The following is a 13,566-nucleotide window of genomic DNA, read 5'->3' on the forward strand; positions in this document are numbered from 1 at the left end:
GGTCGGATCAGTTCTTTGCGGCCAGCATTTCGCGCGCGGCGGTGATCACCGCGTCGGAAAAAGCCTCATCGTTGAAGTGGGAATCGATGGCGGTCACGGGCACGTTTTCGGGCATGACCTGCGCCAGATAGGCGGCGAAGGGGGCAGGGACCGAAAGATCCTGCAAGTGGCCTTGCGCGCTGTCATGGCTTGAGAAACCGCCGAGCGGGGTGAATACGCGGACCGGGCCTTTCGCTTCGCGCACATTGGCGGCGAGGTGATCGGCGAGGCGTTTCAGATCGTCCACATTGGTGCGCACGGCGGTGAGCTGCGGGTTGTGCATGTGATAGCGGCGACCGGGGAACTGCGCCTCTGCGGCATCGAGCGGGCCGCCGATGATGAAATCGGCATTGCCGGGCGCGATGATCGTGGGGATGCCCTTGGCCAGCGCCGCCTTGCCGCGATCCGGGCCTGAATCTGCCAGCCCGCCGACCAGGTGATCGAGAATTTCGGTCTGCGACAGGTCGAGCACGAGCGCCACGTCCTTGTCCTGCGCAAGGCCATCGAGCGTGGGGCCGCCCGCACCGGAGGAGTGGAAAACCATGACCTCGCAACCATCGGCTTCGAGCGCCTGACGGATGCGTTTGACGCTGACTTCGGTGGTGCCGAGCGTGGTAATCAGGACCAGCGGCTTGTCCGCGCCTTTATCGCGGTCATAGCCCTTGGCCATGCCCGCCACGGCATTGGCGGCGTTGCGGAAAACATCGCGGCTGATGGTGTTGATGCCGGAGATATCGGTCACCGCGTTCATCATCGCGATGTCCTTGATGCCCATGTACGGCTTGGTGAAGCCCGATGCCATCGTGGATACGATCAGCTTGGGCAAGCCATAGGGAAAGCTCTGCATCAGCGCGCCTGCGAGGGCTGAACCCATTGATCCGCCGACTGCGAGAATGCCGGAAACGGGGGCCTTGTCGTCCCACTGGTGGGCGGCGGCGATGGCTCCGCGAATCATTGCTTCCTGGCACTTACCTTCATGGCCGAGAGCGCGGACCTGCTCGATGGTCATGCCGCCAGCTTCGGCCACCATTTCGGGCGAGATTTCCGCGTTGCCGAGCGTGCGGCGCACGCTGGGATCGAGATGGACCACATCGACGCCCGCCGATTCGAGCACGGCGCGGGTGAAGCGGGCCTCTTCTTCCTTGGTATCCTGCGTGCAGATGAACAGGACGCTTGGCCTGCCTTCTTTGGGTTCGGTCATTTGTGGTTATCCTCTCCGTTCCCCTTTGGTGCGATAGTCCGGTTGACTTTGCACGGGGGTTTCGGGATTTTGCGTTCCACAAGGTGAAACACGGATTTCGCCGGGGCCAAGAGCCGGGAGATTTTTGGGATGCTGGAACGCCGGGTGAAAACCGTGCGCGCGCTGGAGCGTGGGCTGGATGTGCTGATCGAAGTGCAGACGCGCAAGGCAGCAAGCCTGCACGAACTGCATCAGGCGACAGGCCTGCCCAAGGCCACGCTGCTGCGGATGCTGGTGACATTGGGGCAGAAGGGGCTGGTGTGGCAAAGGCTGGCCGATGGGGCCTATTTGCCGCACGTGGACCGGGTGGAGCGGGCCTCGGTCACTTCTGCTGCACACATTGCCGAAATCGCCTCGCCGCACATGAAGGCGCTTTCCACGCGGGTGGCGTGGCCATCGGTGCTGGCTGCGCCGCGATTGGACCATATGGAGATTCTGGAAACGAACAGTCCGCTGTTCCGGCTCGATTCGGCCATTTTGGGTCCGGTGGGCGTGAAGCTTTCCTATATCCATACGGCCACAGGCCGCGCCTATCTGGCGGCTTGCGGGGATGCGGAGCGGGATTCGATCATCAATCGCCTGCGTCCGGCCAATCCCGCCGAAGGGAGCGAGGCCGAATTGCGGCAGATGCTCCAGACGGTGCGCCAGCGCGGCTATGCCACGCGCGATCCGCTGCTGCCGTGGCCCGACCGGTCAAAGCAGATGATCCTGCGCGATGGGCGGCGGTCTATGGCGGTGCCGATCATCGTCGGCGGATCGCCTATCGCCACGATCAATGTCACATGGCCGGGGCGCCGTGGGGCCGATGAGGCGGTGGTGCAGCGGCACCTTGAGGCGTTGAAGGCGACCGCGCGCGCGATTGGGACGGCGCTCGAACAGAACCCCAATTAAGTTTCATCTGGTGAAAACTGTTTGCCCTGCTGATTATCTCTTGGCGCTGAATGGGTGATGTTCAGCGCCACAGGGAGAGAACGATAATGCGCCAGTGGCTGATTTCCGCAGGGTCCACCTCGCTTGACGACCTGAAGCTGGTCGAGACGGCAGAGCCGCGTCCCGGTGCTGGCGAAGTGGCTGTGCGGGTGCGGGCCTGTTCGCTGAACTATCGCGACCAGATCATCCCGCTGGGTTTCTACATGGGCGGTGTGGTGCAGCAGGACACGGTGCCGCTGTCTGACGGCGCCGGTGAGGTTGTGGCGGTGGGTGAGGGCGTTTCATCGCTTGCCGTGGGCGACCGGGTGGCCGGGACATTTTTTCAGGACTGGATGGACGGCCCGCCAAACGCCGGCATGGGCGTGGCGCTGGGGGCTCCGCCGGCGCCGGGCATGTTGCAGGACGTGGTGGTTCTGCCCGAACGCGGCGTTGTGAAGCTGGCCGAGACGCTGGACTTTGCGCAGGCGGCATGCCTGCCTTGTGCAGGCGTGACGGCATGGAACGCGCTGATGGAAGGGCCGCGTCCGGTGAAGGCCGGGGACACCGTGCTGGTGCTGGGCACCGGGGGGGTATCGCTGATCGCACTGCAGATTGCCAAGGCGGCGGGCGCAACGGTGATCGCCACGTCATCTTCTGATGAAAAGCTGGAGCGCGTGAAGGCGATGGGGGCGGATCATGTGATCAACTATCGCACTACGCCCGAATGGGGCGCCGAGGCAGCGCGCCTTGCAGGGGGCGGCGTGGACAAGGTGGTCGAGGTTGGCGGGGCGGGAACGCTCAAGCAATCAATTGCCGCTGTCGGCTTTGCCGGCGAGATCGCGCTGATCGGCGTGCTGACGCGCGAGGGCGATACCAATCCGCATGGGCTGATGTTCAAAGGCGCATCTATCCGGGGCATCTTCGTGGGGTCCAAGGGTATGGCGCAGCGGCTCAATGCCTTCATCGATGCTCACGACATCAAGCCGGTGGTCGACCGCAGCTTTGCAATGGAGGCGGCGCGCGATGCCTATGCCTACCAATCGTCCGCCGGGCTGTTCGGCAAGGTGGCGATAACGCTTTAGAATGCAAAGGTTTTGCGTTGCCGCACGATAGAGGCGGGGCGCGAGGAGAGGATGGGAATGGCGAACTTGCTGGGCTTCGGCCAGCCTTTTGGTGGCGTGATGCAGACCGCCTTTGTGGTGGAGGACATGCGCGCTTCGATTGCGCATTTCCAGCGTGATTGTGCCGCAGGGCCGTTCTTCCTGCTCGATCACTTTCTGGGACCGGATCAGATCTATCGTGGCGAGGCGTCTACTGCCGATGTGACGATTGCGATGGGCTTTGTCGGGCACATGCAGATCGAACTGATCCAGCCGTTGGATGGCAATCCTTCGGTCTATCGCGAGACGATTGAGCAACGCGGCTATGGCTTTCACCACTTCGGGATTGCCTGTGCGGACGTGGATGCGGCGCTGCCCGATTATCTGGCGCGGGGGTACGCGCTTGTCTTCAAGGCGGCGGTGCCGACCGGAGGAAGCGTGGCCTATCTCGAAGGCGGCGACGCGGCGGCTCCCGGATTTCTGGAGCTGATCCCCGCAACGCCGGGCATGGACGCGCATTTCACCGCGATGTGGCGGGCTTCGCAGGGCTGGGACGGTGCCGATCCGGTGCGGCCCTTCATCTGATCCGTTGCGCGCTGGTCCCGGTCGGGATGCGCGCCAATGCAAGAGAGGAGAGCAAAGGCGACCTAGAGTGAGGGCAAGACCGGCAGTGACCGGCGACGAGGATATCGGGAGAACGTGATGTTGGCAGGTGCGGACACAAAAGCCGGAACGGCGCGCGGGAGCGGATACCAGATCTGGGTAACCGCGCTGCTCAGCCTGAATTTCGGCATCCTGTTCTTTGACCGCAACGCGCTGAATTTCCTGATGCCGTTCGTGCAGCCGGATTTGCAACTCAGCAACACGCAAGTCGGCATGTTCAGCTCTGCGCTGTCGCTCACCTGGGCGCTTTCGGGACTGGCCGTGGGGCGGATTTCGGACAAGCTGGGCTCGCGCAAGCCGGTGATCGTGGTGGCGACGGTGGCCTTCTGCCTGTGTTCATTCATTTCGGGCGCGGCGTCATCGTTCCTGATGTTGCTGGGCGCGCGGCTGCTGATGGGCGCGGCGGAAGGCGGCGTTATGCCGGTCAGCCATTCGATGATCGTGGCCGAAGTGGCACCGGAACGGCGCGGGCTGGCGATGGGCGTGGCGCAGAATTTGGGATCGAACCTGCTGGGGTCCGGGCTTGCGCCGATCCTGCTGGTGCCGGTGGCGGTTGCCGTGGGCTGGCGCACGGGTTTCTACCTTGCGGCATTGCCGGGGTTGGTAACGGCAGCGCTGATCTGGTTCACCCTGCGCGAGCCGCCTGCCGATGTTCATGATGAAACCGCGCCGAAAGTGACGCTGCGTGAGGCGTTTGCGCACCGCAATGTCATCTTGTGTGCGCTGATTTCGATCCTGCTCGTGTCTTATCTGGTGGTCTGCTGGGCGTTCATGCCGCTGTTCCTGACCAAGGTGCGCGGGTTCGATCCTGAAACGATGGGCTGGCTCATGGCCACGCTGGGCATTTCGGCAGGGCTGGGCAGCTTTGTGGTGCCTGCCATCTCCGACGCAATCGGGCGGCGGCCTGTGATGATCTTCTTTTCGTTCCTTGGCGTGATCCTGCCGCTGGCAGGGCTGTATTACCACGGCTCAACGCTGGTGCTGGCGGGCATCTTCTTCTTCGGGTGGGGGCTGAATGGCCTGTTCCCGATGTTCATGGCAACGATCCCGGCAGAATCGGTCGATCCGCGCCTGACCGCGACGCTGACCGGCGTGGTGATGGGCACGGGCGAAGTGCTGGGTGGGGTGCTGGCACCGTTCATCGCCGGGGCATTGGCAGATTTTTATGGTCTTTCAGCCGCGCTCTGGCTGATGCTGGTCTGCGCCGTGCTGGCGGGGGTCTGCACGCTGGGACTGATTGAATCCGCACCGCGCGTTTTAGCGCGGCGTGCTGCTCCGGCATTTGCTTGAGAAAAAACTTCGGGAGAAGATCGATGGCTGCGCTTCTCAAATTCCATACCGGCGACGTCGCTCCGGCAGACCGGGCACGTTATTGGAACGAGATTGCGGACAGGGTTTTCACCGGGACGTTCATCAATGTGCCTGGTGAGGATTTTGCAGGGCGGATGCTTACGTGGCGGGTGGGGCAACTGGACATGATCCGGACCGATTCCACACACTCTGGTGTAGGTCGGACCCCGCTGCCGCAAAACGAGGAACGGCTGATTTTGCATCTGCAATGCCGTGGCAGCAGCGAACATCAGCAGAAGCAGGCGGAATGCGCGCTGGAGCCGGGCGATTTTGTGCTGGCCAGCCCCCACGAACCCTATTCGATCAAGCTGACCGGCCACGAAATGCTGGTGGTGGAATTCCCGCGCGAGCCGCTGGCGGAGCGTTTTCCCGGGATCGACGACGCGCTGATGCAGCGTATGTGCGGCGCTACGCCGGGCGGCCGGGTGTTCCACGATTTCCTGCTTTCGCTGTGGCAGCATGGCGAACGAGCGGGCGAAGACCCGGAATGGGAATGCGGCATGAACGCCGTGTTCTATGACCTTGCAGCGATGGCAATGCGCGGGGCACAACGTCCGCTGTCAGTTCAGCCGGAAATTGACCTGCGCAAGAAGGTGACTGCGATGGTTGCGGCCCACCTTGAAGATCCTTCGCTGCGCACGGCATCGATCGCGGACACCTGCCGGATTTCCATGCGGACAGTGCAGAACGTGTTTGCCGCAATGGGCACGACACCGACCGCCTATATTCTTGAGCAGCGGTTGCGGCGGGCGGCAGACCGGCTTGTGGCGCGCCCCGATGCGAGCATTACCAAAATCGCGTTTGAACTGGGTTTCAACGACAGTGCCTATTTCACGCGGTGCTTCCGCCAGCAGTTTGGCGTGGCCCCGCGGGACTGGCGGATGGGCAGACAGCCTCATTCATGAAGGCCCATCCGTGAATCAAAGGCTGCCGCCCAAGACGGGATTTGCGCGGCAGTCCTGATCGGCTTGCGCGTGAGTGCAAGCAAGCGGTCGAACCAGCGTCTATCACGCTGGTGAGATCTTGGGAGCAGGGCCGATGGCCACGTTCCACCATCAAGACCAACAGGGAGAGAAAAGCATGAGATTGGCATCGGTATCCATTGCCGCAATGGCGGCGGTCATCGCCGCACCGGCATTCGCGCAGGACAATGCGCAAGCCGAAGAAAGCACCGGCGGCATCGCGCAGATCGTGGTGACCGCACAGAAGCGCGCGGAAAACGTGCAGGATGTGCCGATTGCGATTTCGGCATTCAGTGCCGATGCGTTGCAGGAACGTGCGGTTGGCAGCGTGGCTTCGCTTTCCAACATTTCGCCCAACGTCACGCTTGACGCAGGTACGCCGTTCTCCGGTTCGTCTGCCGTGCTGTCGGCCTTCATTCGCGGCATTGGTGCAAACGACTTTGCGTTCAACATCGATCCGGGCGTGGGCGTTTACCTTGATGGCGTCTATCTTGCCCGTTCGGTCGGCGCGAACCAGGATCTGCCCGACGTTGAACGCATCGAAGTGCTGAAAGGTCCGCAGGGCACGCTGTTTGGCCGCAACACCATCGGTGGTGCGATCTCCATCGTGACGCACGATCCGGGTGACGAGTTCCGCTTTAAGGGCGATGTCACCACCGGTCGCTTCGGCCTGTTGCAGACGCGGGGCATGGCAGACTTGCCGCTGACGGACGGGCTTGCTGCGTCGGTCAGCTTTTCGACAAAGAACCGCGATGGGTACGTGAAGCGCGTTGCCTTCCCCGGTGCGGAGCGTTTCGCGTCGACATCGATCACGCGATACAAGGCCGCTGGCTACAACAACATCGGGTATGGCACCGAAGGCGGCGACAACAGTTGGAACCTGCGCGGCAAGCTGCGCTATGACAACAAGACCAATCTGCGCATCACGCTTTCGGGCGACTACAGCAATATCGACCAGTCGCAGCTTCCCAACACCGTTATCGCAACGACGCCGGCGGTGTTCGCAGGTACCTATAACTGCGCTATTCAAGGCGTGGTCGCTGGTGATTGCGGTGGTGGTCCGCCCTCGTTCGCCTATATCGGTGGCATCGGCGGCTTGAACAGCATCTTCGACAACCCGACCGTGTTCGGCGTGAACGTGGATGCCGATCCGAACAACAACCGCCTGCCTTACGACAACCGTTTCGTGTCGAATGACATCGACGTGTCCTATGCCAACGGCAACAACTACTCCAAGCTCAAGACCTATGGCGGTTCGGGCACGATCGAGTTTGATCTTTCCGACACGATGATGCTCAAATCGATCACCGCCTATCGTGAACTGCACTGGAATGCGGGCATGGACCTTGATGGTTCGCCGCTGAACTTCCTGCACACCAGCTTCACCATGAACCAGTACCAGTTCAGCCAGGAACTGCAGCTCAACGGTTCGGCAATGGACAAGACGCTGAACTATGTGCTGGGCGCATACTTCTTCAAGGAAGCGGGCGATCTGCATGACTATGTGACCTTTGCCGAAGGTCTGCTGCAGGTGGATGGTCCGAATGATCTTTCGACCAAGAACTATGCGTTCTTCGGCCAGATCGATTACCGCCCGACCGAGCAGTTCGGCATTACCGTCGGGGGCCGCTACACCAAGGAAAACAAGAGCTTTGAAGGCTTCCAGTCAGACGCCAACGGGCTGACTTACAAGATCCTCAATCAGGTTGGCGTGCCGCCTTGCGCATCGATCAATCCGATCACGGACGCTTGCCGCATCGCGGCCGGTTTCCCCAATCAGGGTGAACCGCTGCGCTATTACATTGCCGGAACGCAGCGCAAATCGTTCAGCAACTTCGCGCCAAAGGTGGGCCTGCAGTACCACCCCAGCGACGATGCAATGCTCTATGCAAGCTGGTCGAAGGGCTACAAGACCGGTGGCTGGACCACGCGCCTGTCAAACCCGCTGCCCACCGCGCCTGACTTCAACGAAGAAAAGGCAACCACGTGGGAAGTGGGCGTGAAATCGATGTTCCTCGACCGCCGCTTGCAGGTGAATGCCGCGGCGTTCCTGACCAACTACAAGGGCATCCAGCTCAACTTCCAGCAGGGCGTTTCGCCAACCATCCAGAACGCAGGTGATGCGCGGATCAAGGGCTTCGAGGTTGAGGTCGTTGCGGCCCCGACCGACGGGTTCCTGATCAACGCTTCGGTCGGTTATACCGATGCCTATTACACGGCGGTTCTGGCTGGCGCGCAGGTTGCGGCCAATCCGTTCCAGGCAGGCGTGTTCCCGAATGCCGATCTGCCCAAGACGCCGAAGTGGAAGTTCAACGTCAGCCCGCGTTACGAGCTGTCGGTGGGCGGCGATGCCAAGCTGGTGATCCTCGGTGACTGGACCCACACCACGTCGCTGTGGAACGATACCGAGCGTGCCTATCTGCTGCAGCGCGGGCCGACCGATATCGTCAATGGCAACGTCACCTACAAGTCGGGCAACCACTGGGATCTGACCGCAGGCGTGACCAACATCACCGACGAACGGTATCTGGTGACGGGTCAGGCGCAGATCGCCGGGGGCCAGTTCTATGGCACCTACAGCCGTCCGCGTGAATGGTTCGTGCGGCTTGGCGTGGAGTTCTGAGTGATCTGAACGCGGGCGGGCCCGGACCCGTTCGGCCCAGCCTGCGTTCGCCTTTTTGTGGAGAGAGCAGATGCCTGAGGCACCGCACGCGGAATTCTGGAAGGATATCAAGCCGGTCACCAAGGTGTTCCGCGAAGGCGGGCTGCCCGAAGTCTATCTGCCCAAGATTGCCGAGGGCGATGAACGGTACTGGGTGCCGATATCGGAGACGGTGTTTTCCAAGCCCGTCTGGATCAGCCCGGCCAAGAACATGTGGGCCGATGTGCTGATGAGCAAATCGGCGGGACTGGTGAACCGCCATTACCACCCGCACCCGATCTGGGCCTACACCATCAGCGGCAAGTGGGCCTATCTGGAGCATGAATGGACCGCGACCGCAGGCGATTTCGTCTACGAAACGCCGGGCGAGAGCCACACTCTCGTCTGCTATGAACACGAAGACCCGATGAAGGTGTTCTTCGTCGTTTCCGGCCCGCTGATGTGGCTGGACGAAGATGGCAACACCACCGGCCATTACGATGTGTTCGATTACATGCAGGCCGCACGCGACCATTACGAAAAGGTCGGCATCGGGGCCGACTATGTTGATACCCTGATCCGCTGAGAGGATTTTCGACCATGAGCACTGCAACCGTGATGACCGCGCCACCATCGGACAAGGCCGAGATCGTCGACGTGCCCTTTGCGCACAAGGAACTGGTGGCACGGCTCAGCCCCGGTGGGCGCTATGTCGATGCGCAAACCGATGTTGACAGCCCGTGGGTGCCCTTTGGCGAAAATGCCGCGATCAAGCATCTGGCGTTCGACGTGCGGCAGAACCTGTTTTCGAACATCCTGTGGGTGAAGGGGCCGGGGGTGATCGGCACGCACTTCCACCGTGGCACGATCACGATGGTCTGCCTTGAAGGCAGCGTGCGCTATCTGGAGTATGATTGGGTGGCGACGCCGGGCGGACTGATCCTGGAAACGCCGGGCGAAAGCCACACGCTTGTCACTGACCATCCCCAGGGCTGCAAGCTGTTCGGGTGGATGCAGGGACCGATCGAGTTCTACGACGAAAACGCCGTGCTGATCGATACGACCGACGTGTGGTGGTTCATCAACCACTACGAAACGTACTGCCGCGAGAACGGCATTGCGATCAACCCCAAGCTTTATCTCTGAGGACATCATGGGCACGATGACCGCACCGCCTTCGGGCGCATACAAGATCGTCAATGTTCCCGAACTCTATGGCGATCTGATCCGCGCCAAGGGCGTGGAGGGGACTTACGTCGGCTCATCCGAGGTGGAAAGCCCGTGGGTGCCTTTTGGCGAGAACGCTGCGATCCGGCATCTGGCATTCGACGTGCGCGAGAACGTTTACGTCAACATCCTGTGGATCAAAGGGCCGGGCGTGATCGGCACGCACAAGCACCGTGGCAAGGTGTGGGCGGTGGGCATGGAAGGGTCTTTCCGCTACCTTGAATACGATTGGGTATGCCGCGCGGGCGATTTCATCACCGAAACACCGGGCACCGCACATACGCTGGTAACCGACGATCCCAATGGGATGAAGGCGCTGTTCCACATGCAGGGCGCGAACGAATTCTTCGACGAGCACGGCAACCATGTGGAAACGCTCGACGTGTGGTGGTTCATGAACCACTACGAAAGCTATTGCCGGGAGCATGGCATCGCGATCAACCCCGCGCTCTATCTCTGATCGGAGGCGGGTGTGAGCGGACGGCGTATCCCGGTTCCCAAACTCGACGCTGAACCGCGCGGGACATATCTGCGCAACACGTGGTATGTTGCCGGTTGGGCGGACGATCTGGCAGGCGAACCCCAGCAGCGCACCTTTCTTGAGGAACCGGTTGCACTGTTCCGCGATGCCGATGGCGCGGCGCAGGCGATAAGCGGGCGCTGTCCGCACCGTTTTGCGCCACTGGGCCACGGGAGCGTGGTAGAAGGCGCGCTGCTGTGCCCGTATCACGGATTGCGCTTTGATGGGGCAGGGCGCTGCGTCCACAATCCGCACCCCGGCGGCCAGCTTCCTGACGTGCGGCTGCAAGTCTATCCGCTGGTCGAGCGGCACAGGCTGCTATGGATATGGATGGGCGAGGCCGAGAAGGCCGATCCTGCGTTGATACCTGACTTTGCATGGCTTTCCGACCCGAAGTGGGAGGCGGTGCGTGGGGCGACGGTGGCCGAAGGGCATTACGAACTCTACAGCGACAACATCCTTGACCTGAGCCACGCGAATTTCGTCCATCCTGCGCTTGTCGCCAGCGCCTTTACTGAAGGCGAGCGCAGGTTCTGGCAGGATGGCGAGAATGTTTATGCCGAATATGTGCAGGCGAATGATCTGCTTTCTGTTGGCATATCAGCGGTGATGGGCACCGAAGGGCGGCCGCAGGACTTTTACGGCATGGTCAAGTGGCACGCGCCCGCCGTGCTCTATTTCGATTTCCGCGCAGGTGAGCCGGGCACGCCGCGCGAGGATTGCGTGGCGCTGCCTTCGCTTCATGCTTTCACGCCGGAAACGCCTGATACGACGCACTATTTCTGGGCGACTGCGCGTGATTACAAGCTCGGTGACGCTGAATTTACCGCCGCCATGCGCGGTGCGCTGGAGTTTGCGTTCGAGCAGGAGGACATGCCGCTCATCCGCGACAGCCACCGGCTGATGCGTGGGGGCGATTTCTGGGAACTGCGCCCGCTGATCCTGGGTGGCGATGGCGGCGGGGTGCGCGCAAGGCGCATGTTGCAGCGATTGATCGAGCGGGAAAAACAGGCCGTCGCTGCCTGACCAAGACAACGAACAGAGGATGCATATGGGAACGCTGGACAGGTTCGATATCAAGGGGCGCACTGCGCTTGTCACAGGCGCGGCTTCGGGCATCGGCCTTGCCTATGCCGAAGCGATGGCGGAAGCGGGTGCTGCGGTGACGCTGACCGATATCGACGCCGAAGGTGCCGAGCGCGAAGCAGCGCGGCTGCGCGGTCAAGGCTGTGAAGTGCGGGCGGACCGGCTTGACGTTTCTGACTGGGATCAGGTGGTTGCGGCGTTCGATGCCCACGCAAAGGCTTATGGTGGGCTGGATATTTGCTTTGCCAATGCGGGTATCGATACCGGCGCGGGCTTCTGGAATCCGGCGGGCCATCGCAATCCCGATGGTCAGGTCGATACTTATGACCCCAAGCGCTGGGAACGCTCGATCCAGATCAACCTGAATGGCGTGTTCCATACCGTGAGCAACGCGGTGCGGATCATGAAGCAGGAGGGCCGCGCCAATGGTCGCACCGGCGGATCGATCATCACCACGGCTTCGAACGCCGGGCTGGTGACGGAGCCGATTGTCGGCCTGCCCTATATGCCCGCGAAAGCTGGCGTGCTGCACATGGTGCGCGCGCTGGGGCTGGAATTGGCCGAGTTTGGCATCCGCATCAATGCGATTGCGCCGGGGCCGTTTGTCACCAACATTGGCGGGGGCTGGCTCAAGAAAGATCCTGTGGCGCGCGCGGCCTGGGATGCCATCGTGCCGCTGGGGCAGGTGGCTGAGACGGACCAGTTGAAGCCTCTGGCGCTGCTGCTGGCATCGGATGCTTCCGATTACATGACGGGCAGCCATGTCGTGATCGATGGCGGCATGATGCTGGGCAAGTACAAGTAAGGGATCCGGAACGATGCGCGCCGCCGTGATGCAAGGCTTGCACAAGCCGCTTGCCATCCAAACCGTTGACGATCCAACGCCGGGCGAGGGCGATGTGGTGGTCAAGGTGGGGCGGTGCGGCATCTGCGGGTCTGACCTGCACATGACCGAAGATCCGGCCTATGGTCAGGGTGCCGGATCGATCCTCGGCCATGAGTTCGCCGGCGAGGTCGTAGCGCTGGGCAAGGGCGTGGAAGGGCTGCGGACAGGTGATCTTGTCTCGGTCATCCCGCTCAAAAGCTGCGGGCAGTGCCATGCCTGCCAGACAGGTGTGGTGCAGTGGTGCGAAGCGTTCGGGCTGCAAGGCGGTGGCTATGCCGAGTATGCCCTGACCCGGCCCAACCAGTGCGTGCGCCTGCCCAAGAGCGCGAGCCTTGCCGATGGCGCGATTGTCGAGCCGCTGGCGGTGGCGCTGCATGGTGTGGCATTGAGCCGTATGACCATTGGCGACAGGGTGCTGGTGCTGGGGGCAGGGCCGATTGGCCTTGCCGTGGCCTTTTGGGCGCGGCGCTTTGGTGCAGGGCGCGTGGTGGTGCAGGATCTGGCCGAATGGCAGCGCGACCGTGCAATGCAGATGGGCGCACATGATTTTGTGGTCGATGCAGCCGATCCGGTAGGCAGCGCGGAGCGTGCGCTGGGCGGCAAGGCCGACGTGGTATTCGAATGCGTGGGCGTGCCTGGATTGATCGCGCAAGCTGTGGATCAAGTGCGCAACGATGGCGCCATTGTGCTGCTGGGCCTTTGCACGCGGCCCGACACGTTCAACAGTTTTGCTATGCTTTCGAAGCAGGTGAAACTGGTGACATCGGCCTTCTTCACGCGGCAGGAATACGAAGCCGCGCTTGATGCGCTGGATCGCGGAGCTGTGGAGCCGCGCCTGCTGGTGACCGACACCATTGCACTGGATGCGACTCCCGATGTTTTCGAAAGCCTGCGCAAGCGCACGCACCAGTGCAAGGTGTTGATCGATCCGGCGGGCTGACGA

Annotated in this window: 13 protein-coding genes; 12 read left to right on the top strand and 1 reads right to left on the bottom strand. The window is 61.9% G+C overall.

Annotation, left to right across the window (positions count from 1 at the left end):
* Nucleotides 1-7 precede the first annotated feature (7 nt).
* The gene (locus HGI47_RS03420; protein WP_168851404.1) at nucleotides 8-1,240 is read right to left on the bottom strand and encodes a Tm-1-like ATP-binding domain-containing protein; all 1,233 of its coding nucleotides are present in this window, start codon (nucleotides 1,238-1,240) and stop codon (nucleotides 8-10) included.
* Nucleotides 1,241-1,369: 129 nt separating this feature from the next.
* On the opposite strand from HGI47_RS03420, the gene HGI47_RS03425 reads away from it, so the two are divergent.
* From HGI47_RS03425 to HGI47_RS03480, 12 genes are all read left to right on the top strand, one after another.
* Entirely contained in the window at nucleotides 1,370-2,170 is an 801-nt protein-coding gene (locus HGI47_RS03425) for a helix-turn-helix domain-containing protein (protein WP_168851405.1), read from the top strand.
* A gap of 86 nt (nucleotides 2,171-2,256) precedes the next feature.
* Complete coding sequence (locus HGI47_RS03430) at nucleotides 2,257-3,270, top strand: NAD(P)-dependent alcohol dehydrogenase (RefSeq protein WP_168851406.1); 1,014 nt, start codon at nucleotides 2,257-2,259, stop codon at nucleotides 3,268-3,270.
* 57 nt (nucleotides 3,271-3,327) lie between these two features.
* Nucleotides 3,328-3,873, top strand: coding sequence for a VOC family protein (locus HGI47_RS03435; protein WP_168851407.1), 546 nt, complete (start codon nucleotides 3,328-3,330; stop codon nucleotides 3,871-3,873).
* Nucleotides 3,874-3,990: 117 nt separating this feature from the next.
* Nucleotides 3,991-5,241, top strand: a complete 1,251-nt coding sequence (locus HGI47_RS03440; RefSeq protein ID WP_168851408.1) for an MFS transporter — start codon at nucleotides 3,991-3,993, stop codon at nucleotides 5,239-5,241.
* Nucleotides 5,242-5,264: 23 nt separating this feature from the next.
* Nucleotides 5,265-6,206, top strand: coding sequence for a helix-turn-helix domain-containing protein (locus HGI47_RS03445; protein WP_168851409.1), 942 nt, complete (start codon nucleotides 5,265-5,267; stop codon nucleotides 6,204-6,206).
* Nucleotides 6,207-6,381: 175 nt separating this feature from the next.
* A complete protein-coding gene (locus tag HGI47_RS03450) occupies nucleotides 6,382-8,886 on the top strand; it encodes a TonB-dependent receptor (protein WP_168851410.1) in 2,505 nt (834 codons plus the stop codon).
* A 70-nt stretch (nucleotides 8,887-8,956) separates the two neighbouring features.
* The gene (locus HGI47_RS03455; protein ID WP_168851411.1) at nucleotides 8,957-9,490 is read left to right on the top strand and encodes a 2,4'-dihydroxyacetophenone dioxygenase family protein; all 534 of its coding nucleotides are present in this window, start codon (nucleotides 8,957-8,959) and stop codon (nucleotides 9,488-9,490) included.
* 14 nt (nucleotides 9,491-9,504) lie between these two features.
* On the top strand, nucleotides 9,505-10,050 hold the full coding sequence (locus tag HGI47_RS03460) for a 2,4'-dihydroxyacetophenone dioxygenase family protein (protein WP_168851412.1): 546 nt from the start codon (nucleotides 9,505-9,507) through the stop codon (nucleotides 10,048-10,050).
* Between the two features lie 7 nt (nucleotides 10,051-10,057).
* The gene (locus HGI47_RS03465) at nucleotides 10,058-10,591 is read left to right on the top strand and encodes a 2,4'-dihydroxyacetophenone dioxygenase family protein (protein WP_168851413.1); all 534 of its coding nucleotides are present in this window, start codon (nucleotides 10,058-10,060) and stop codon (nucleotides 10,589-10,591) included.
* Nucleotides 10,592-10,603: 12 nt separating this feature from the next.
* Nucleotides 10,604-11,677, top strand: a complete 1,074-nt coding sequence (locus tag HGI47_RS03470) for an aromatic ring-hydroxylating dioxygenase subunit alpha (RefSeq protein ID WP_168851414.1) — start codon at nucleotides 10,604-10,606, stop codon at nucleotides 11,675-11,677.
* Nucleotides 11,678-11,702: 25 nt separating this feature from the next.
* Nucleotides 11,703-12,542, top strand: a complete 840-nt coding sequence (locus HGI47_RS03475; protein ID WP_168851415.1) for an SDR family NAD(P)-dependent oxidoreductase — start codon at nucleotides 11,703-11,705, stop codon at nucleotides 12,540-12,542.
* Nucleotides 12,543-12,555: 13 nt separating this feature from the next.
* Nucleotides 12,556-13,563 (top strand): zinc-binding dehydrogenase, encoded by a 1,008-nt coding sequence (locus HGI47_RS03480; protein ID WP_168851416.1) that lies wholly within the window; start codon nucleotides 12,556-12,558, stop codon nucleotides 13,561-13,563.
* Nucleotides 13,564-13,566: the final 3 nt, after the last annotated feature.

Origin of the sequence: Novosphingobium sp. ERN07 (assembly GCF_012641335.1) — a bacterium.
In the GTDB taxonomy this organism is placed as follows: Bacteria; Pseudomonadota; Alphaproteobacteria; order Sphingomonadales; family Sphingomonadaceae; genus Novosphingobium.

Bases quoted from the DNA above. Each gene is read 5' to 3' on its own strand.
- HGI47_RS03420 (WP_168851404.1), bottom strand. From the start codon at position 1,240: ATGACCGAACCCAAAGAAGGCAGGCCAAGCGTCCTGTTCATCTGCACG.
- HGI47_RS03425 (WP_168851405.1), top strand. From the start codon at position 1,370: ATGCTGGAACGCCGGGTGAAAACCGTGCGCGCGCTGGAGCGTGGGCTG.
- HGI47_RS03430 (WP_168851406.1), top strand. From the start codon at position 2,257: ATGCGCCAGTGGCTGATTTCCGCAGGGTCCACCTCGCTTGACGACCTG.
- HGI47_RS03435 (WP_168851407.1), top strand. From the start codon at position 3,328: ATGGCGAACTTGCTGGGCTTCGGCCAGCCTTTTGGTGGCGTGATGCAG.
- HGI47_RS03440 (WP_168851408.1), top strand. From the start codon at position 3,991: ATGTTGGCAGGTGCGGACACAAAAGCCGGAACGGCGCGCGGGAGCGGA.
- HGI47_RS03445 (WP_168851409.1), top strand. From the start codon at position 5,265: ATGGCTGCGCTTCTCAAATTCCATACCGGCGACGTCGCTCCGGCAGAC.
- HGI47_RS03450 (WP_168851410.1), top strand. From the start codon at position 6,382: ATGAGATTGGCATCGGTATCCATTGCCGCAATGGCGGCGGTCATCGCC.
- HGI47_RS03455 (WP_168851411.1), top strand. From the start codon at position 8,957: ATGCCTGAGGCACCGCACGCGGAATTCTGGAAGGATATCAAGCCGGTC.
- HGI47_RS03460 (WP_168851412.1), top strand. From the start codon at position 9,505: ATGAGCACTGCAACCGTGATGACCGCGCCACCATCGGACAAGGCCGAG.
- HGI47_RS03465 (WP_168851413.1), top strand. From the start codon at position 10,058: ATGGGCACGATGACCGCACCGCCTTCGGGCGCATACAAGATCGTCAAT.
- HGI47_RS03475 (WP_168851415.1), top strand. From the start codon at position 11,703: ATGGGAACGCTGGACAGGTTCGATATCAAGGGGCGCACTGCGCTTGTC.
- HGI47_RS03480 (WP_168851416.1), top strand. From the start codon at position 12,556: ATGCGCGCCGCCGTGATGCAAGGCTTGCACAAGCCGCTTGCCATCCAA.